14 protein-coding genes and 3 pseudogenes are annotated in these 18998 nt (G+C 68.4%); 11 read left to right on the forward strand and 6 right to left on the reverse strand.

Annotated elements, in window-relative coordinates; genetic code table 11:
* Positions 1-339: 339 nt before the first annotated feature.
* Positions 340-1674, forward strand: coding sequence for an aminotransferase class V-fold PLP-dependent enzyme (locus AS25_RS09995; protein ID WP_035964807.1), 1335 nt, complete (start codon positions 340-342; stop codon positions 1672-1674).
* 58 nt (positions 1675-1732) lie between these two features.
* Here AS25_RS09995 and AS25_RS10000 read toward each other — a convergent pair whose 3' ends face one another.
* Positions 1733-2494 (reverse strand): IclR family transcriptional regulator, encoded by a 762-nt coding sequence (locus tag AS25_RS10000; protein WP_035964809.1) that lies wholly within the window; start codon positions 2492-2494, stop codon positions 1733-1735.
* Positions 2495-2696: 202 nt separating this feature from the next.
* Between AS25_RS10000 and AS25_RS10005 the strand changes: the two are divergent.
* The 4 genes and pseudogenes from AS25_RS10005 (at position 2697) to AS25_RS10020 (ending at position 7629) form a co-directional block, all read left to right on the forward strand.
* Positions 2697-3755 (forward strand): annotated as a pseudogene (locus tag AS25_RS10005) (hypothetical protein).
* On the forward strand, positions 3752-5359 hold the full coding sequence (gene aceB, locus AS25_RS10010) for a malate synthase A (protein ID WP_035964811.1): 1608 nt from the start codon (positions 3752-3754) through the stop codon (positions 5357-5359). Before AS25_RS10005 ends, aceB begins: the two are co-directional and overlap by 4 nt.
* A 69-nt stretch (positions 5360-5428) precedes the next feature.
* Complete coding sequence (locus tag AS25_RS10015; RefSeq protein ID WP_035964813.1) at positions 5429-6775, forward strand: DUF6986 family protein; 1347 nt, start codon at positions 5429-5431, stop codon at positions 6773-6775.
* On the forward strand, positions 6772-7629 hold the full coding sequence (locus AS25_RS10020; protein WP_035964815.1) for a bifunctional allantoicase/(S)-ureidoglycine aminohydrolase: 858 nt from the start codon (positions 6772-6774) through the stop codon (positions 7627-7629). The genes AS25_RS10015 and AS25_RS10020 overlap by 4 nt, the downstream gene beginning before the upstream one ends.
* A 288-nt stretch (positions 7630-7917) precedes the next feature.
* On the opposite strand, the gene AS25_RS10025 is transcribed toward AS25_RS10020, so the two are convergent.
* From AS25_RS10025 to AS25_RS10035, 3 genes are all read right to left on the reverse strand, one after another.
* A complete protein-coding gene (locus AS25_RS10025; protein WP_035964817.1) occupies positions 7918-8697 on the reverse strand; it encodes a class I SAM-dependent methyltransferase in 780 nt (259 codons plus the stop codon).
* 79 nt (positions 8698-8776) lie between these two features.
* The gene (locus AS25_RS10030; RefSeq protein ID WP_035964819.1) at positions 8777-9343 is read right to left on the reverse strand and encodes a GNAT family N-acetyltransferase; all 567 of its coding nucleotides are present in this window, start codon (positions 9341-9343) and stop codon (positions 8777-8779) included.
* Between the two features lie 109 nt (positions 9344-9452).
* Positions 9453-10499, reverse strand: coding sequence for an NAD(P)-dependent alcohol dehydrogenase (locus AS25_RS10035; RefSeq protein ID WP_035964820.1), 1047 nt, complete (start codon positions 10497-10499; stop codon positions 9453-9455).
* 213 nt (positions 10500-10712) lie between these two features.
* Here AS25_RS10035 and AS25_RS10040 point away from each other — a divergent pair, with 213 nt between their 5' ends.
* Both AS25_RS10040 and AS25_RS10045 read left to right on the forward strand, forming a co-directional pair.
* The gene (locus AS25_RS10040) at positions 10713-12083 is read left to right on the forward strand and encodes an NAD-dependent succinate-semialdehyde dehydrogenase (protein ID WP_035964822.1); all 1371 of its coding nucleotides are present in this window, start codon (positions 10713-10715) and stop codon (positions 12081-12083) included.
* 37 nt (positions 12084-12120) lie between these two features.
* Positions 12121-12558, forward strand: a complete 438-nt coding sequence (locus AS25_RS10045; RefSeq protein ID WP_052160891.1) for a DoxX family protein — start codon at positions 12121-12123, stop codon at positions 12556-12558.
* A gap of 26 nt (positions 12559-12584) precedes the next feature.
* Here AS25_RS10045 and AS25_RS10050 read toward each other — a convergent pair.
* Together AS25_RS10050 and AS25_RS15060 are read right to left on the reverse strand one after the other, a co-directional pair.
* Positions 12585-13285 (reverse strand): annotated as a pseudogene (locus tag AS25_RS10050) (aspartate/glutamate racemase family protein).
* A 250-nt stretch (positions 13286-13535) separates the two neighbouring features.
* Positions 13536-14204, reverse strand: a complete 669-nt coding sequence (locus AS25_RS15060) for an SLC5/6 family protein (RefSeq protein WP_216594113.1) — start codon at positions 14202-14204, stop codon at positions 13536-13538.
* A 117-nt stretch (positions 14205-14321) separates the two neighbouring features.
* Here AS25_RS15060 and AS25_RS10060 point away from each other — a divergent pair, with 117 nt between their 5' ends.
* The 4 genes and pseudogenes from AS25_RS10060 to AS25_RS10075 all read left to right on the forward strand — a co-directional run bounded on the left by AS25_RS10060 (position 14322) and on the right by AS25_RS10075 (position 18997).
* On the forward strand, positions 14322-15095 hold the full coding sequence (locus AS25_RS10060; RefSeq protein WP_333485338.1) for a hydroxypyruvate isomerase family protein: 774 nt from the start codon (positions 14322-14324) through the stop codon (positions 15093-15095).
* 178 nt (positions 15096-15273) lie between these two features.
* Positions 15274-16401, forward strand: coding sequence for a glycerate kinase (locus tag AS25_RS10065; protein ID WP_035964827.1), 1128 nt, complete (start codon positions 15274-15276; stop codon positions 16399-16401).
* A gap of 152 nt (positions 16402-16553) precedes the next feature.
* Positions 16554-17684 (forward strand): annotated as a pseudogene (gene allB, locus AS25_RS10070) (allantoinase AllB); the annotation flags it as partial.
* A 50-nt stretch (positions 17685-17734) separates the two neighbouring features.
* Positions 17735-18997: a M24 family metallopeptidase gene (locus AS25_RS10075; protein WP_084118141.1), complete on the forward strand. Its 1263-nt coding sequence runs from the start codon at positions 17735-17737 to the stop codon at positions 18995-18997.
* The last annotated feature ends 1 nt before the right edge of the window (position 18998 follow it).

An 18998-nucleotide genomic window follows, 5' to 3' on the forward strand; every position in this document is an offset into this window, starting at 1 on the left:
AACCCCGCCGCCGGCACCAGCGGTAACACCGGAGGCGACGCCTAACCCACCAACCCACCACCACGACGCCCCCACACCGCGCGGCACAGTGACGTACCGCCGCGCGTTCACCGTGCCCGGGCCGTGATGGGCCGGCGAGAAGCACCCCGTATGACTGCCCGATGAGTCGATTGGTTCGACGACGCAGCCCGCAGGCTAGGGCCCCGCCCGCGTGGCACCGTGATGCGCAGCCGAATTTCATCTGCGGATCGTCCATTGGAAATTTTCAGTTTGACTAGTGGCGATGTCCGGGATCCAGGCTGTGGTGCACATCAGCACACTTCCGGGGGCCTGCACATCATGGAACTCAATCGCCGAAATCTGGTCGCGGGAACAGCAAGCCTGGGCGCGCTGACGGCGGGCGGCCTCGTCACCTCCCCCGCCCACGCCCACCAGGGTGGGCGCCATGGTCGAGACCCCTCCGGACTGCCCACTGCACCGCGGACCCCCGCAGGCCGCCTGGCCCGTGACGAGAAGTACTGGCGCACCGTCGCACGGCATTTCCGCATGGACATGCCCGTCACCGACTTCGAGAACGGGTACTTCGGAGCGAACCCTCAGAACGTACGAGATGCCTATGCCCACGCCAACCGGACCATCCAGGAACAGAACTCTTGGTTCCTCCGCAACGCGTACGAGGAGCGCATCACAGATGTGCGGGCTCGACTGGCGGAAGCTGTCGGGTGCTCCGTGGAGGAGATCGCCATCACGCGCGGCGCTACGGAGGCGCTACAGGCCCTGATCGGTGGCTACAACAAGCTCAAGCCCGGTGACGCCGTGGCCTACGCCGATCTCGACTACGACTCCATGCAGTACGCCATGAAGTGGCTCAAGGACCGCCGCGGGGTGGACGTGATCGCCACCGCGATCCCGGAACCCGCGACGTACCAGAACGTGATCGATCATTACACCAAGCTGCTCCGGGACAATCCGCGGATCACATTGCTCCTGCTGACCCATATCTCCCACCGCACGGGCCTCAAGCTGCCAATCGCGGAGATCAGCCGGATGGCCGCGCAGCACGGGGTCGACACGATCGTGGATGCCGCGCACTCGTGGGGCCATGTGGATTTCAGCGTCAGGGATCTCGAGAGCCCCTTCGTGGGGTTCAATCTGCACAAGTGGATCGGCGCACCGCTGGGCTGCGGCTTTCTCTACATCAAGAAGGATCGCCTTCCCGATATCGATCGTCATTTTGTGGACGAGGACCACGACGCCGATGACGTGCGATCACGGGTTCACACGGGAACCGCCAATTCGGCCAACTACCTGGCAGTCCCGGCGGCTCTGGACTTCCACCGAGCCGTGGGAGCCGCCAACAAGTTCGCGCGCCTGCAGTACCTGCGTGATCGCTGGGTGCACCAGGTCTTGGACGTGTCCAATCTGACCATTATGACTCCGGAGGATCGGCGCATGTACGGCGCACTGACGTCCTTCCGGATCGACGGGAACACGACCCGGGAACGCAGCGTGGCCATCACGGACCACCTCACCAAGGCGTGGGGGATATTCACGGTGCGTCGCGGCGGTGTGACGAACGGCGAGGTCATTCGTGTGACCCCCGCCCTGTACAACACACCGCAGGACAGCGACCGCTTGGCGCGGGCATTGAGGGCTGCCGCCAGGCGGTTCTGAAGCCCATGGACCAAACGGTACCGGGACCGACGCGGCGTCGAGACTCGGACGAAGGCGTTCAGCCGGCCTGGGCCAGCTGTCCGCACAGCCGCTCGGCGGCCTCGCGCAACAGGGGCACGGCGCGGTCGCCGAAGTCCCAGTCCACGCGGGACGTGGGCCCGGACACCGAGATCGCAGTGGGTGTGGGTGCATCCGGCAGTGCCATGGCAAAGCAGCGCACGCCGATCTCCTGTTCCTCGTCGTCCACGGCGTAGCCGCGTTCTCGGATCTTTTCGAGATCGGCGAGAAGCTCGTCCACAGTCCCGAGGCTCTTCTCGGTGGGGGTAGGCATGCCCATGGACGCCACGATGGACACGACCTGCTGTTCGGGCAGGGTCGCCAGGATCGCCTTGCCCACACCGGTGTCGTGCACGTGGGCGCGCCGGCCCACCTCGGTGAACATGCGCATGGAGCGGGAGGACTGCGCCTGACCCACGTAGACCACCATGTGACCGTCCAGCACCGCCATGTTGGCAGACTCTCCCAGCTCGTTCACGAGCCCCTGCAGGACTGGTTGCGCGTAGGTGCCCAGTTGCAGGCCCGCCGCATAGCCGAGGCGGATCAGTCCGGGGCCCAGCGCGTAACTGCGGTTGGGCAGCTGACGCACGTAGCCCAGCGGGATCAGGGTGCGTAGCAACCGGTGGATGGTGGGCAGCGGAAGATCCGCCCGGGATGCGAGCTCGCTGAGGGAGGACTCCCCTCCGGACGCGGTGATGATGTTGAGCAGGTCGAAGACCCGCTCCACCGATTGCACGCCGCCCGCACTCTTGCCTTCGGCCATGGCCGTTCTCCCTCTACTGCCGGAGCGATCACCGCCCCGCGTGGGGTCGCGTACGGTGACCGCAATGTGAAACAAGTCTCACGAAGACCTTGTCATGCCTCGTACTCTACGCCTAGGATTCAATCAATGAAATTTATTTTCCACAATACGGATAGGTAGCGGGCCACCGCGGTTCCGCTCGACTCGGAAGGAAACCCGTCACATGGCGGCTCCCCACCCCGGCTACTCCATGGTCCTGCGCATGGAAGCGCCCGCGACCTTCAACTCCACGAGTGAGATCACCACGGCGGCCGCCGCCGGTGCCCAGGTGACCGCACTGGACATCGTGGAGTCCTTCCCCAACAGCGTCGTCGTGGACATCCGCTGCAACGTGTCCAACGCCGAGCACCGGGACGAGATGCGCGACGCGCTCAACGCCCTGGACGGCGTCAAGGTCCACAAGATCTCCGACCGCACCTTCCTGATCCACCTGGGCGGCAAGATCGAGGTCACCCCGCGCGTGTCCCTGCGCAACCGTGACGACCTCTCCCGCGCCTACACACCGGGCGTGGCCCGCGTGTGCATGCCCATCCGAGAGAGCCCCAAAGACGTCTGGCAGCTGACCGTCAAGCGCAACACCGTGGCCGTGGTCACGGACGGCACCGCGATACTGGGCCTCGGTGACATCGGACCAGCCGCGGCCCTGCCAGTCATGGAGGGCAAGGCCGCCCTGTTCAAGGCGTTGAAGGACGTCGAGGTGGTCGTCTCCGGCGTGGGCGCCGCGGGTCACGCGATCATCGGCGTCTCGGCCCCCAATGTCCTGGACGGCAACGACATCGCGACCATGGCCGACGCCGCCATCGTCTTCGCCATGGCCAATCCGGAGCCCGAGGCCCACCCCCGTGGAAGGTGCCGAGCCCGCGACCGTAGTGGCTACCGGCCGGCCGGACTTCCCGAACCAGATCAACAGCGTGCTGGCCTTCCCCGGGCTGCTGGACACGGGCGCTTGCGAGATCACCTCAGAGGTGCTCGCGGCCGCCGCGAGGGCCATCGCCGACTGCGTGCACGAGGACGAGCGCAACGCGAGCTTCATCGTCCCCCAGCGTGTTCGGCCAAGAATGTCGCCCCGGCCGTGGCCGGGGCCGTGAAGTCCGTGGCGGAGGCCCCCCCAGGCCGGCTGACGGGAACGACCGGGTGCGGCGGCGTCGTACCGAGTGCAGGGCCTGCCGCACCCGCAATGAGCAGTACAAACTACACCGAAAATTCAGGAGGCAACCCATGAGCATCACCCACAACACACCCGACAACATCCCCGCCGCGAACGAGATCCTCTCATCCGACGCCCTCGCATTCGTGGAGGCGCTGCACGAGAAGTTCGCGGACCGTCGTGAGGAGCTGCTCGGCAAGCGCGAGACCGCCCGCGCGAAGGCCGCCGAGAGCGGCACCATGGACTTTCTCCCCGAGACGCGCGAGGTTCGGGAAGGCGACTGGAAGGTCGCCCCGGCCCCCGCGGCCCTGCAGGACCGGCGCGTGGAGATGACCGGACCGGCGTCGCCCGCGAAGATGGCCATCAATGCCCTGAACTCCGGCGCCAAGGTGTGGCTCGCGGACCTCGAGGACGCCGCCTCCCCCAGCTGGGCCAACCAGGTGGACGCGATCGCCAACCTGCGCGACGCCGCCCGCGGCACCCTGGGCTTCACCTCCCCGGAGGGCAAGGAGTACAAGCTCCGCGAGGACATGCCCCTGGCCGTGGTGGTCATGCGCCCGCGCGGCTGGCACCTGCCCGAGTACAACATCACGGTCAACGGGAAGACCGGTTCCGGTTCCCTCACGGACTTCGGGCTGCACTTCTTCCACACGGCGAAGCAGCTGCTCGAGAACGGCCAGGGGCCGTACTACTACCTGCCCAAGATGGAGTCCTACCTGGAGGCGCGACTGTGGAACGACGTGTTCACGTTCGCGGAGGACTACCTGGGCATCGAGCACGGCACCGTCCGCGCGACCGTGCTGATCGAGACCATCCCCGCCGCGTTCCAGATGAACGAGATCCTCTACGAGCTGCGGGACCACGCCTCCGGGCTCAACGCCGGACGCTGGGACTACCTGTTCTCCATCATCAAGTACTTCCGCGACGCCGGGGAGAAGTTCATCCTCGCGGACCGCTCCGCCGTGACCATGACCGCTCCCCTGATGCGCGCGTACACGGACCTGCTGGTGCAGACGTGCCACAAGCGCGGCGCGTTCGCGATGGGTGGCATGGCCGCGTTCATCCCGTCCCGCAAGGATGAGGAGGTCAACCGGGCCGCCTTCGAGAAGGTCCGCAACGACAAGACCCGCGAGGCCAATGACGGCTTCGACGGCTCGTGGGTGGCCCACCCGGACCTCGTGCCCGTGTGCCAGGAGGTCTTCGACGGCGTGCTCGGCGAGAAGCCCAACCAGGTGGACCACCAGCGCCCCGACGTGGACGTGACCACCGAGATGCTGTTGGACGTGCCCTCCGCGGGGGACCAGCGCACCGAGAAGGAGCTCAACGCCAACCTGTACGTGGCCATCCGCTACGTGGCGGTCTGGCTGTCCGGCAGCGGCGCGGTGGCCATCCACAACCTGATGGAGGACGCCGCCACCGCGGAGATCTCCCGCTCGCAGATCTGGCAGCAGATCAAGAACGGCGTGGTCTACACGGACACCGACAACACCGCCACGCGCGAGCTCGTCTCCGACGCACTGGACACTCAGCTCGAGGTGCTGCGCGGTGAGATCGACCAGGAGAACTACGAGAAGTGGTTCGTGCCCGCCGGGCGGCTCATCTCGAACATGGTGCTCAGGGAGGACTACCCGGCGTTCCTCACGCTGTCCGCCTACGACCTCATGGAAGGCAGCAAGTAACACCGGCGCACCTGGACGCCACCCCGGCCCCCGCCACGACCGCCCCGCGCGGCGGGGGCCGCCCCCTCTCTGCCAACGGGCTTCGGTCACCGCGCGGACCTGCTGCTCGCGGGCACGGACGCTGACCTCGCACGGTTCCACCCGGGGGACGCCGGCGCCCGGCAGCCCGTCCACACGTGCTACGTCCCGGCGGACCTGGTGAGCGAGCAGACCCCCGCGCAGTGGGGCGAGGCGTCGTCGTCGGCGGCCGAGGAGGCGGGCGGGCTCGCGGCCCTCGCGGAGCTCGCGGGGATCGACGCCGCGGCCGCGCCCGATCTCGTGGCGCGCGTCGGCGAGAAGCTTCGCACCGAGCCCGTCGAGGACCTGCGACTGGACCTCGAGGACGGCTACGGCGAGCGCCCGGACGCCGAGGAGGACGCCGACGCCGTGCGCGCCGCCCGCACGGTGGCCGCGTTCGCCCGGAACCGCGCCACGGGTGCGGCCCCGGCGTCCGCGGGCATCCGCTTCAAGTGCTTCGAGGCCGCCACCCGTGACCGCGGGCTGCGCACCCTGGACCTGTTCCTGAGCACCCTGGTGCGCGAGGGCGGGCTCCGGGAGACAGGGATCAGCGCGGACGGGCTGCCCGAGGGACTCGTGCTCACGCTGCCCAAGGTCTCCGCGGTGGAGCAGGTGGCCGTGATGGTGGAGGCGTGCCTGGCGCTGGAGGACGCGCTCGGTCTGCCTACCGGGAGGCTGCGCTTCGAGATCCAGATGGAGACCCCGGACATGATCCTGGGCCCGGACGGGACCTGCCCCATCCCGGCCATGCTGCGCGCCGCGGAGGGGCGGGTCTCCGCACTGCACTACGGCACGTACGACTACTCCGCCTCCCTGGGGATCTCGGGGCGGTTCCAGTCCCTGGAGCACCCCGCCGCGGACCACGCCATGAACGTGATGCAGGTGGCCGTGGCCGGCACCGGGGTGAACCTCTCGGACGGCTCCACCAACCGGCTGCCCGTGGGAGACCCCGCCCAGCGCCGCGAGACGTGGGCGCTACATTCGCGCCTGGTGCGCCGCTCCCTGGAGCGCGGCTTCTACCAGGGCTGGGACCTGCACGCCCACCAGCTGCCCACGCGCCACCTCACCAACTACGCGTTCTACCGCGACGCGTTCGACGACGCCGCCCGCCGCCTTGTCGCGTACGCCGGCCGGTCCGTGCCGGGCATCGAGACGGCGGACGTGGCGGACGAGCCCGCCACCGCCCGTGCGCTCGCATGCTACGCGGTGCGAGGATTGCTGTGCGGTGCGGTGGGCGAGGACGAGCTGCGCGCCACCGGCCTGGACCCCGAGACGGTGCGGGCGGTGGCGAATCCGGGCGCGGCGGCGTCGTCGTCCGCGGGAGACCGCTCGAGCCCCGAGACAGGAGAGATCGCATGACCGAGCGCACGTACTGGGCCACCCATGGCGGGCACCCGCCGCAGACGGACCTGCTCACGGACCGCGCGATGTTCCGGGAGGCGTACGCCGTGATCCCGCGGGGCACGCAGCGGGACATCGTGACCTCGTACCTGCCGTTCTGGGAGGACACGCGGCTGTGGGTGCTCGCGCGGCCCATGACCGGTTTCGCGGAGACGTTCTCGCAATACCTCGTGGAGGTGGCCCCCGGCGGCGGCTCCGAGAAGCCGGAGGACGATCCGAGCGCCGAGGCCGTGCTGTTCGTGATGGAGGGCTCCCTGGAGCTCACCCTGGGTGACGAGCCCGGGGACGGGGACACCCACGTGCTGGCACCGGGTGGGTACGCGTTCATCGCTCCGGGTGAGACCTGGACCGCGCACAACCGCGGCTCCGAGGACACCCGGTTCATGTGGATCCGCAAGCGCTACCAGCGGGTGGCCGGAGCGCCCAAGCCGGAGTACTTCGTGACCAACGAGCAGGACATCGAGCCCACCCCCATGCCGGGCACCGAGGGCCGGTGGGCCACCACGCGGTTCGTGGACCAGAAGGACCTGCGCCACGACATGCACGTGACCATCGTGACCTTCCTGCCCGGGGGGATCATCCCGTTCGCGGAGACCCACGTGATGGAGCACGGGCTCTACGTCCTGGAGGGTCAGGCCGTGTACCGGCTCAACGAGGACTGGGTGGAGGTCCAGGAGGGCGACTTCATGTGGTTGCGCGCCTTCTGTCCCCAGGCCTGCTACGCCGGTGGGCCCAAACCGTTCCGGTACCTGCTATACAAGGACGTGAACCGGCACGCGCCGCTGTCCCTGGGAGGGCATGCGGGGCGGTGACGCCTCACTCTGCAGACTGTGGACCGCCGGGCACGAGGAATCGTGTCCGGCGGTTGTCAGAAAACATGCCAGCGAAACCCACGGCGGCCAGGACCAGAACAAATATCGCACTACTCATTTCTTGAACGTGGCTGAAGATACGTGGCCCGCACGGCACCAAAAGTCACACCATGGCCGTGATGACCATGACTACCCCCTCAGTAGCGCTACGACGAGACAAGGCTTTGTGACACGAAGAGCCACGGTGCTTTGAATCGGCACGCGAATGCACCCTGCCCATTCAACTGTTCAGGCGCACAGCACGGCGCGGAGCCAGAATCGCTTCTGGGTAAGCCGTACCGGACCACCTCCTGTTTCGCGGTGCAGAGCAAGGAGATCCTCCGCGTATGCATCGACAGTGAATCCGCTCGGGGCATCCCATGGGACCAGCTGCAGATATGCGACCAGGGCAGCGACGTCGTTGAACAGATACTTGCCCACGTGTTCTTCTGCTTCCGTGACCTCGAACCCCGCCTCCTCCAACTCCCTGGCACAATGCGCGAGGTTCACGTGCGGCAGTTCAGCGTGCTCACCGAACCACTGCCCTATCTCGTGCGCCTCGTCGCCTCCCACTTGCTGGGTTACGAACCGCCCCCCGGGCGCGATGACACGTGCCAGCTCACGCGGGGAATACGACTCATGCCTGTTGAGCACGAGATCGAACCGGTCATCGGGGAAAGGCATTGGCAGTGAATCCACATCCTCGTCGGGAGCGCTGTACTCCACCACGTCCACCCCCACGGCCTGCAGGTTTCGACGCGCTGCTAGCACATTGGGCGCCCACCCCTCCGTTGCAACGGTGTCACGTGGCAGAGAATTGGCGAAGGTGAGCAGAAATTCGCCACCGCCCGTGCCCATGTCGAGGACGCTTGTCGCATCTGCCAGAGCGGTTCGATAGACGAGGTCAATATCCCAGGGCACTGGGGTCTCGGTCATGCGCGTTTCGAGGTCCGAGAAGCTCCATCCCTCCGGCTGGGGCTTCTGCTCTGAGCGCCATGACGCGAGCCACTGTTCATCGGAAAGGTCCATGGCTGAAAACGTACCGGAATGCGGGTTGCCTGCATCCCGAACATGGAATCATCGACGGAGTCGGCAAGAAGACATGCCCTCAGACTGGTTGTCGGTGCTCCTCCGCGAGCATCGCGTACCCGTAGCCGTCGTGCCACTGGCCGTCCCGGTGCAGACAGTCCCTCACGGTGTGGCTCTCACGCCGCATCCCCACCTTCTCCATGACCTTCCAGGACCCGGTGTTCTCCGCGAAGCAGCCGGCCTCCACACGGTGGACGCCCATGTCGAACGCGATGGACAGGCCTGCGCGCACGAGTTCCGTGGCGATGCCACAACCCTGGGCCCAGGGCGCCACCACCCAGCCGAGCTCCACCTGCTGCCCCCTGGCGTGTTCCGCGACGTCCGCCTGGGACCACGCGTCCTGGTGCTTGACCATGAGATAGGCCGCGAGCCGCCCGTCCCAGTGGGCCAACAGGTGGGTGGCGACCAGGGCGTCCCAGTCCGCGCGGAACTCCTCACGTGAGGCGTAGACCCTGGTGGTCCAGCGGTTCAGCTCAAGATCGCCCTTCAGCTCCCACAGCACGTCCGCATCCTCCGGGGTCAGTCGACCCACGGTGAGCCGTTCGGTACGGCGGGGCCAGATCAGGTCATCGAGGGAGCGGGGCATGCCCCCAGGGTATCGAGGGCTCGGCCCTTCGCCCGCAGACACTTGCCCCGGGGTGTGAGAACGCCCCGGGCCATCACGGCCCGGGGCGCTTCTCTCCGACTCTGCGAACTCAGATGCTCTTGGCGTCGATCACGAAGCGGTAGCGGACGTCCGAGTCCACCACGCGGTCGTAGGCCTCGTTGATGTCCTCGGCGCTGATCAGCTCGATCTCCGCGGTGACACCGTGCTCGGCGCAGAAGTCCAGCATCTCCTGGGTCTCGCGGATGCCGCCGATGTTGGAGCCCGTGAGGGACTTGCGGCCGCCGATGAGCGAGCCCGCGCTGACCTCCAGGGCCTCGGTGGGCAACCCCAGCAGGACCATGGCACCGTGCGGGCGCAGGGTGGCCATGAACTCCTGCACGTCCACGTGGGCGGAGACGGTGTTGATGATGACGTCGAACTCGCCCTTGTGGTTCTTGAGGGCCTCGGGATCCTCCTTGCGGGCGATCCAGTCGGTGGCGCCGAAGCGGCGGCCGTCCTCCTCCTTGGAGCGGGTCTGGCTGATCACGGTGACCTCCGCGCCCATGGCGGCGGCGAGCTTCACGGCCACGTGGCCCAGACCGCCCATGCCCACCACGGCCACCTTGGAGCCCTCGGTGACGCCCCACGTCCGTAGCGGGGAGTACGTGGTGATGCCCGCGCACAGCAACGGCGTGGTCGCGGCCGGGTCCAGGTTCTCGGGGATGTGCAGCGCGAAGGCCTCGGAGACGAGGATTTCGGTCGAGTACCCGCCGTCGGTGGGGCGCCCGTCGAAGCGGTCCTTGCCGTTGTAGGTGCCCACGGCCTTCGGACAGTTGTTCTCCTCGCCCTTCAGGCACCACTCGCACTCGCGGCAGGAGTCGACCAGGCAGCCGACGCCCGCGCGCTCGCCGACCGAGAACTTCGTGACCTCGGAACCGACCTCGGTGACGCGGCCGATGATCTCGTGTCCCGGGACCATGGGGAACTCGATCGGTCCCCACTCCTCGCGCACGGTGTGGATGTCGGAGTGGCAGATGCCGGCGAACTCGATTTCGATGCGGATATCGTCCGGGCGCAGGTCCCGGCGCTCGATAGTGCCCTTCTCCAGCGGGGCGTCGGAGGCGACGGCCTGGTAGGCAGCAACATTGGTAGTCATGGGCCGTGACTCTAGACCCCCGCCGTGGCCTTGTCACGTCACTCCTTTCACAAGGGACCATATCCGCAGACAGAACAACATGGACCCGGCTGTTGCTCGCCCAGCCCATCCTCGAATGCCCCACCGCGCGGGGCGTTTCGAGGAGCCGGGAATATCCGCGGATACCTCCCCGCTGTTATTGATGAGTTTCATCGAGATGAGTGAGGAGTCATCATGGCTTTCCGTACGGAGAATCCCGCCACCGGCATTGTGGAGCAGGAGTTCACCTCGGCCACCGATGCTGATGTCACCCGCGCGATCGAGCGCGCCGACACCGCGTTCGCCTCCTGGCGCAAGACCCCGGCCGCTGACCGCGCCAAAGCGCTGGCCGGTGTCGCCCAGGCGTTCCAGGACCGCGGGGACGAGCTCGCGCGCGTGATCAGCACCGAGATGGGCAAGCCCTTCGCCCAGGCGCAGGACGAGGTCGCACTCTCGGCATCGATCTACCAGTGGTACGCCGACCACGGCGAGGGCCTGCTGAAGGAGGAGACACTGGAGGTGGGTGACGACGCCAAGTCCGTGGTCGTCACCGAGCCCATCGGTGTGCTCATGGGTGTCATGCCGTGGAACTTCCCGCAGTACCAGGTGGCGCGTTTCGCGGCCCCGAACCTCATGTTGGGCAACACCGTTCTGCTCAAGCATGCCTCCATCTGCGCCCGGACGGGTGAGCTGATCGAGGAAATCCTGCACGCCGCGGGTATCCCGGAGGACGCCTACATCAACCTGTTCGTGAGCACCGACCAGGTGACCACGATCATCGAGGACCCGCGAGTGCGGGGCGTGTCCCTGACCGGCAGCGAGGGTGCAGGTGCCGCGGTGGCCACCACGGCCGCGCAGAACCTGAAGAAGAGCGTTCTGGAGCTCGGCGGCTCCGACCCGCTGATCGTGCTCGACGACGTGGACATGAAGGAGACCGCCACGACAGTGGCGACGGCGCGGATGAGCAACGCAGGCCAGGCCTGCAACTCGCCCAAGCGCATCCTGGTGCCCGCCGGCATGTTCGACGAGTTCGTGCAGACGGTCGTCGAGACCGTCGAGGGCATGCCGGTGGGGGACCCGCTGGCGGAGGGCACCAAGATCGGCCCCCTGTCCTCCGTGCAGGGCCGCGACGACGCCGTGTCCCAGGTCGAGCGCGCGGTGGAGCAGGGTGCGACCCTGCACACCGGTGGTAGGGCTCTGGATAAGGACGGGGCGTGGATGTCCCCGGCGGTGCTGACCGGTGTGACCCGGGAGATGGATGCGTTCAAGGAGGAGATCTTCGGCCCGGTGGCGGTGATCTACTCCTACGACTCGGTGGACGAGGCGGTGGAGATCGCCAACGACTCCGACTTCGGTCTCTCCGGCTCCGTGTGGAGCAAGGATGAGGCGAAGGCTGAGGAAGTCGCGCGTCGTCTGGAGGTGGGCATGGCCTACGTCAACGAGCACGCGACGACGAAGGCGGGCCTGCCCTTCGGCGGCGTGCGCCGCTCCGGCTACGGCCGTGAGCTGGGCCGCTGGGGCTTCACCGAGTTCGCCAACACCAAGCTGGTGCGCGTCGCCGGCTGACACCCGCCCGGCGCCCACCACGAGAGAGGTTTGCACTATGGCTCGCATTACCAAGGCTCTGCAGTCCCTGACCGCACCGTCTCCCAAGCCCACTGCGACGGAGACGGCAGCGCGCCTGGCCCTGGGAGCGTTCATGTCCACCGCGGGCATCTCCCACCTGACCTTTGCCCGGGAGGACTTCCAGGCACAGGTTCCGGACTGGTTCCCCATGGACAAGGACACCGTGGTTCTGGCCTCCGGTGTGGTGGAGATCGCCTTTGGTGCCGCACTGTTGGCGCTGCCCAGGCAGCGCGCAGCCGTGGGCGCCGGTCTGGCCGCGTTCTACGCCGCGATCTTCCCCGGCAACATCAGCCAGTACGCCGAGCGGCACGACGCATTCAATCTGGACACTGATGCCAAGCGGCTGGCCCGGCTGTTCGGTCAACCGGCCTTGATCGCCGCGGCCCTCCGGGCCGGGGGCTTCCCCCGGAAGTAGTCGGAAGCGCGGGACGCGAGCCGGCCTCACCGCCCGAACGGGAAACCCTTCAGGTCCTTCGGCAGAGGGTTCGCGTACGTGCGGACCTTGGAGGTCCTCAGCCCCAGCCACACCAGCGACTGCGCCACGGTGACCGCAGCAGCCACGCCGTCCGTCACGTGCACGCCGCACCACTCGAGCACGTCGTGCTCAAGGGCGGCCATCCCGCCGCAGCCGAGGACAACCACCTCGGCTGCGGCCCTGTTCGATGGCCCGCTGCGCTTCAGCGACGATCGTCTCGACCGCCGCGTTCTCATCCCGCTCCAGGTCCAGCACGGAGGTGTTCGACGCCCGCACGGACGCGCAGCGCTCCATCAGCCTGGCCAGCCGCAACCGGTCCTCGATGAGCGGCACGGTGCGGCCCAGGGTGGTCACTCCCGGTGTAGCTGCGCCTCATGAAGATGGCGATGGAAGCGGCCGCCTCGGGATGTCCACGACGGGCTGGTCGAGGATCTCCTGCAGACCTTCCCGCCGGTGCTCGCCGAACCTGGCCTGGATCACAGGGGCGAAGGGCGGGTCGTAGGTCAGCACCGCGTCCATCACCCCCACCGCGGTGAGGTAGGACTCCACGTTCCCTTCGCACGACGGCGCCGAATGTGGGCGTGAGCCCCACGATCTCCACGCCGGGCTCGGCCACGGCGCGCGGGGCCTCCGCAATGGACTCGGTCATGGAGGGTGTGGTGTTCATGTTGTCGGTCAGGATGCGCCTGGTGGGTCCTTCGGGTGGTCGGGGATCGGGTGGCACGACGACGCCGTGCTCCACCCTGCGGGGCGAGCGGGAGGCAGCCCGCGGCGGCGTCGTTGGGCGCGATCTCGTGCGAGACGCAGGGTCGGTGCGAAGTGGCGACCACGATGGCTTCACCGTGCTGGTCGCTGCACTCGAGCTCGCGCTTGGCTGTGACCAGGTAGCACCGGGCGCCCAGGTCGGCCCCGATGAACTACGAGAACTCGCCGACGGCCTGGAAGACGGGCAGCAGGGCGACCGCCAGAGAGGCCAGTATCGTGGGGACGAACGCCCCGATTGCCCGGGGGTCACGCCGCCGCGGTAGACGTACTCGCCGTCGTGGGTGTCCATGGAGAGCTGGGGGACGTTCACGCTGGAGCGGCGGATCAGCCAGTAGTCCACCATGATGATCCCGAAGAGCGACCAGAGCAGCGGCACCCAGCCCACCCAGGAAGCACACGATCACCACGGGCGAGGTGTAGAGGTTCCACGGCAGGATCAGCAGCGCTAGGGACGCGAGCACCTGCAGCGCGCCCACACCCAGGACCGTGAGCACCTGCCACGCACCGAGTCCGAGGGCGAAGAGGCCGATGGCGAAGCCGTAGTTGCCCAGGGAGTGCACGTCGTTGGCCCTCATGGTGAAGATGCTGTACGCGCTCCACGTGCGCCCGTAACGGCTGGTGGGAGCGAGGTCCACGTTGTAGAGCCTGTCGCTCGTGTCCGAGCGCGGCTCGTGGGCGACGCCGGGCGGTGCGTGCGGACGCCCGGGCTCGGGACGCCCGCCCGCCTGCTCCGTGGTGCGAGGGAAGTCCTGGAGAAAACCGTGAGACGACGTCGCACCGTTCGGCTCCCAAATCTCACACCACGGGTTGACGCGCATCACACCCGGTCGATAACTTTTTCATTCACCAGAACTCGAATTTCACTCCATGGAATCAAGGCGTAAGAAAACGGGGCGGCCGCGCCACCGCCCCGGGGAGGGACCACCGTGCGGTACACCGTGAACGCCTCAATCATGCTGACCGACCTGCCCGTGCTGGAGCGCCCCGCCGCCGTGGCGCGCGCAGGCTTCTCCGCGGTCGAGTTCTGGTGGCCGTTCCCCACCACCACCCCGTCCGAGAGGGAGATCGAGGACTTCGCCCGGTCGCTGGAGGACGCGAACGTCCAGCTCACGGGCCTGAACTTCTTTGCCGGGGACATGCCTGCCGGTGAGCGGGGAGTCCTCTCCCACCCCACGCGCACAGATGAGTTCCGGCGAGGCGTGGACTCCCTGGTGCGCGTGGCCCGGGCCACGGGCTGCCGGGCCTTCAACGCCCTCCACGGCAACCGCCTGCCGGACGTGCCCGTGGCCGAGCAGGACGACGCCGCCGTCGAGAACCTCCGGTACGCAGCGGACGCGGTCGCGGTCTTCGGCGGGACGGTCCTGGTGGAACCGCTCTCCGGCGCCTCGACGTATCCTCTGCGCACCGCAGCGGACGTCATGGCCGTGCTCGACCGCGTGGACTGCCCGAACGTGAAGCTGCTCGCGGACTTCTACCACCTGGCGGTCAACGGGGAGGACGTCGAGGCCCTGATCGAACGGCACGCCGCGGAGTTCGGGCACATCCAGCTCGCGGACGCACCCGGCCGCCACGAGCCGGGCACGGGCGATCTGCCGCTGCTCCGGTGGGTGGCCCGGGCCCACGAGCGCGGCTACCACGGACCGGTGGCGCTGGAGTACGTCCCCTCCCAGGACGACCCCTTCGCGTGGCTCCCCCGCGACCGGCGCGCGTGAGGCCGCACGCCTGTTCGGCACACCGACGCCGCACAGCTGCGCACCGCGCGGCCGGGCCCCAAGCGGGCGGGCACGCCGGGCGGGTGCCACTTGAACAGGTGCCGAGCGAGCGGGTACCGCGCGGGCGGCGTTGTGCTGGAATGGTCCCGGAACCGGACATCCCCAGAAGGAGGACACCGTGCGCGTCGTCGTGGCACCGGACAAGTTCAAGGGGTCGGTGACCGCCCACGAGGCGGCGGCCGAGCTTGCGGCGGGCATCGCCGAGGTGCGCCCGGACGCCGTCGTGGAGGTCCTCCCGGTCGCCGACGGCGGAGAGGGGACGCTCGACGCCGCCCTGGACGCGGGCTTCGAGCGCCACGACCTCACCGTCACCGGACCCGCGGGAGGTCCCGTCCCCGCCGCGTGGGGTCGACGCGGAGACGAGGCCGTGGTGGAGATGTCGTTGGCTTCGGGCCTCGCTGTCCTCCCCACGCAGGACGGCCGCCCCGTGCTCGCCCGCACCGCCACGAGCCGCGGCACGGGCGAGCTCGTGGCCGCCGCGCTCGATGCCGGCTGCACCCGCGTGCTGCTCGGCGTGGGCGGCAGCGCGACCACTGACGGCGGCGCGGGGATGCTCGCCGCGCTGGGGCTGCGCCTGCTGGACGTGAACGGCCGCGACCTGCCCCCTGGCGGCGCGGCGCTCGCCAAGTTGCATCACGTGGATGCCGCACAGCTGCACCCACGCATCCGGGACGTCGAGTTCGTGCTTGCCGCGGACGTCGATAACCCCCTGCTCGGCCCGCGCGGTGCCGCCACGGTCTTCGGCCCGCAGAAGGGCGCCTCCGAACGAGATGTCTTGGACCTCGACGCCGCCCTGGCCGTGTTCCGCGACCGCCTCGCGGACGCGCTCGGCGAACCGGCCCGCCAGGCCGCGGATGCCCCCGGCGCGGGGGCCGCGGGCGGCGTCGGATACGCGGGACTCGCGGTGCTGGGGGCGCGGCGCAGGCCGGGGATCGACGTCGTGCTCGACCTTGTGGGGCTGGATGCCGCCGTGGCCGGCGCGGACCTGCTGCTCACCGGCGAGGGCAGCCTGGACGAGCAGAGTCTCGGCGGGAAGACGCCGCTGGGCGTGCTGCACGTGGGGCGGCGCCACGGCGTGCCCGTGGTGGCCGTGTGCGGGCGCACCACCCTGGATGCCGCGACACTTCGCGAGGCGGGGTTCGCCGCCGTCCACGAACTGCGTGCGCTTGCAGCGGACCCAGAAACGTCGATGCGAGAGGCACCTCGCCTGCTCCGGGAGGTCGGTCGCCGCATCGCCTCACAGTGACGGAGCTTTCCACTTCCACGGGCACTCGAGAGCGAGCCGCCCCTCACGCACCGCACCGCCCGGCCACGAGCGCCGGAACGCGCCAGCGGAAGGGCACCACTTCCATGAATGCCTCCCCGCAGCACGGTTCACCTCAAAAGAAGACCCCCGGCCCGGGGCGACCGCAGACCCGGAGGTCGACGAGGAGCGCGCGAACGAGCGGGTGCGGGCGACGGTGGAGCAGGCGCATGCCCCTGAACTCCGTGCCCGCCACCGTGAACGTGCCCGCCCTGGAGTACGAGCGACTGTTCGCGGCGCAGAACGCGTTCGTGGACATCGGCTTCTGGGGCGGCGCCGTCCCCGGCAACAAGGAGGACCTGCGCCCCCCGCACGATGACGGCGTGTTCGGCTTCAAGTGCTTCCTACTGCATTCCGGGGTGGACGAGTTCCCGCACCTGGAGGCGGACGAAATGGAGGAGGCGCTCGAGGAGATCAAGACCTTCGACTCGCTGCTGATCGTGCACGCGGAGGACTCCCGCACGATCGCCAAGGCCCCGCAGCCCAATGGCAACGTGTACGACACGTTCCTGAAGTGACGCCCGCGCGGCGCGGAGAACATCGCGATCGCGGAGAACATCGAACGCACCCGCTGGACCGGGGCGCGCTCGCACATCCTGCACCCGTCCTCCTCGGACGCCATCCCCATGATCCGCTCCGCGAAGAACGACGGCCTGGACATCACCGTGGAGACCCGCCCCCACTACCTCACACTGCTCGCGTAGGAGATCCCGGACGGCGCCACCGCGGGCAAGTGCTGCCCGCCCGTGCGCGAGGTCTCCACCCGGGAGATGCTGTGGGGGGGTCTGTTGGACGGGACCATCGACTTCATCGTCTCGGACCACTCCCCCTCCACGCTGGACCTCAAGGACCTGGGCAACGGCGACTTCGGCGTGGCGTGGCGCGGCGTGTCCTCCCTGCAGCTCGGGCTGTCCCTGATCTGGACCGAGGCACGACGCCGCGGCGTGGGTCTGGGCCGCGTGCTGCAGTGGATGTCCACGCGCCCGGCGGAGCGCGTGGGTCTGCGCTCCAAGGGCCGGCTGTCGCTGGGTTACGACGCGGACATGGCCGTGTTCGCGCAGGACGAGAGCTTCGTGGTGGACGCCAAGGCCCTCAACCACAAGAACCCCATCACGCCGTACCAGGGCAAGGTGCTCTCCGGGAAGGTCCGCAAGACCTTCGTGGGCGGCCAGGAGGTCGACTACCAGACCCCCACGGGTCGTTTGCTCGGCCGCGGCCAGGTATGAGCCGATCGCAGGATTGTTGACAATAGGCGGATTTTTTTCAATCATGAACCATGAACTCGTGGGATGAGACCGAGAATCATGGTTCCCCCGATCCGGTGTCCACGGATGCCGGATCGGGCTCCCCCGACGTCCGTGAGCCCCTCTTCTCCGAGCAGGAGTACGCGCACCGTCTGCACCGCGTCCGCGAGAAGATGGCGCACCAGGGACTGTCCGCCCTGATCGTCACGGATCCGGCCAACCTCTTCTACCTCTCCGGCTACGACGCGTGGTCCTTCTACGTCCCGCAGATGCTGTTCGTCCCCGCCGAAGGCGACATCCTGTTGTTCCTGCGCGAGATGGACGCCCGGGGCGCCTTTCGCACCTCATGGCTGCCCGAACACCAAATCATCGGGTACCCCGAACGCTATGTGCAGCGCCCCCACCTGCACCCCTTCGACTGGGTGGCCTTCGCCCTGCGGCGCCGCGGACAGATCGCCCCGTCCGCGCACGGCTGCGTGGGCCTGGAGATGGACGCCCACTTCTTCTCCCCCAAGGGCTACCGGGCCCTGGTCAATGCCATCCCCGAATGGTCGTTGGTCGACTGCTTCGAACTGGTCAACTGGGTTCGCTCCGTGAAGTCGGACGCCGAGATCCACTACATGCACGTGGCCTCGCGGGTGACCACCGCGGCCATGACCGCGGCGATCGACGCGATCGAACCCGGGGTCCCGCAGAACAGGGTGGCCGCCCGCATCGCGGCCGCCCAGGCGGAGGGGGACGGCGAGGCCTGGGGTGACTTCCCGGCCATCGTGCCCATGCTGCCCACCGGTGCGTCCGCGGACACACCCCACCTCACGTGGTCCGACCGTGTCCTGCGCAGCGGCGACGCCGTGGTGGTCGAGTTGAGCGGTGTGCACCGGAGATATCACGTCCCCCTGGCGCGCACCGTGACCCTCGGTCCCCCGAGCGATGCGATGGACCGCTTGGAGGAGGCGGTCGCCGACGGTCTGCGCGCCGTCCTGGACGCGACCGCCGCGGGCGTCCCCATCCGTGAGCTGGCGAGCGCCTGGAACTGGAAACTGGCCTCGTACGGGCTCGAGAAGCCCAGCCGTCTGGGGTACTCCGTGGGCATCGGGTACCCGCCGGACTGGGGCGAGCGCACCATCAGCATCCGCTCCGAGGACGAGACGGCCCTCGAGGAGAACATGACCTTCCACCTCATTTGCGGCATGTGGATGACGGGATACGGCTACGAAGTTTCGGAGACCATCCGAGTGACCAGCACGGGGGTGGAGACCTTCACGTCCTTCCCCCGCCAGATCATCAGGAAGTGAG

Source organism: Kocuria marina, assembly GCF_000786655.1.
In the GTDB taxonomy this organism is placed as follows: domain Bacteria; phylum Actinomycetota; class Actinomycetes; order Actinomycetales; family Micrococcaceae; genus Kocuria; species Kocuria marina_A.

What these genes read in the sequence shown, in the direction of transcription:
- aceB (WP_035964811.1), top strand. Translation starts at nt 3,752, where the DNA reads ATGAGCATCACCCACAACACACCCGACAACATCCCCGCCGCGAACGAG.
- AS25_RS09995 (WP_035964807.1), top strand. Translation starts at nt 340, where the DNA reads ATGGAACTCAATCGCCGAAATCTGGTCGCGGGAACAGCAAGCCTGGGC.
- AS25_RS10020 (WP_035964815.1), top strand. Translation starts at nt 6,772, where the DNA reads ATGACCGAGCGCACGTACTGGGCCACCCATGGCGGGCACCCGCCGCAG.
- AS25_RS10075 (WP_084118141.1), top strand. Translation starts at nt 17,735, where the DNA reads ATGAACTCGTGGGATGAGACCGAGAATCATGGTTCCCCCGATCCGGTG.
- AS25_RS10000 (WP_035964809.1), bottom strand. Translation starts at nt 2,494, where the DNA reads ATGGCCGAAGGCAAGAGTGCGGGCGGCGTGCAATCGGTGGAGCGGGTC.
- AS25_RS10040 (WP_035964822.1), top strand. Translation starts at nt 10,713, where the DNA reads ATGGCTTTCCGTACGGAGAATCCCGCCACCGGCATTGTGGAGCAGGAG.
- AS25_RS10030 (WP_035964819.1), bottom strand. Translation starts at nt 9,343, where the DNA reads ATGCCCCGCTCCCTCGATGACCTGATCTGGCCCCGCCGTACCGAACGG.
- AS25_RS10035 (WP_035964820.1), bottom strand. Translation starts at nt 10,499, where the DNA reads ATGACTACCAATGTTGCTGCCTACCAGGCCGTCGCCTCCGACGCCCCG.
- AS25_RS10025 (WP_035964817.1), bottom strand. Translation starts at nt 8,697, where the DNA reads ATGGACCTTTCCGATGAACAGTGGCTCGCGTCATGGCGCTCAGAGCAG.
- AS25_RS10045 (WP_052160891.1), top strand. Translation starts at nt 12,121, where the DNA reads ATGGCTCGCATTACCAAGGCTCTGCAGTCCCTGACCGCACCGTCTCCC.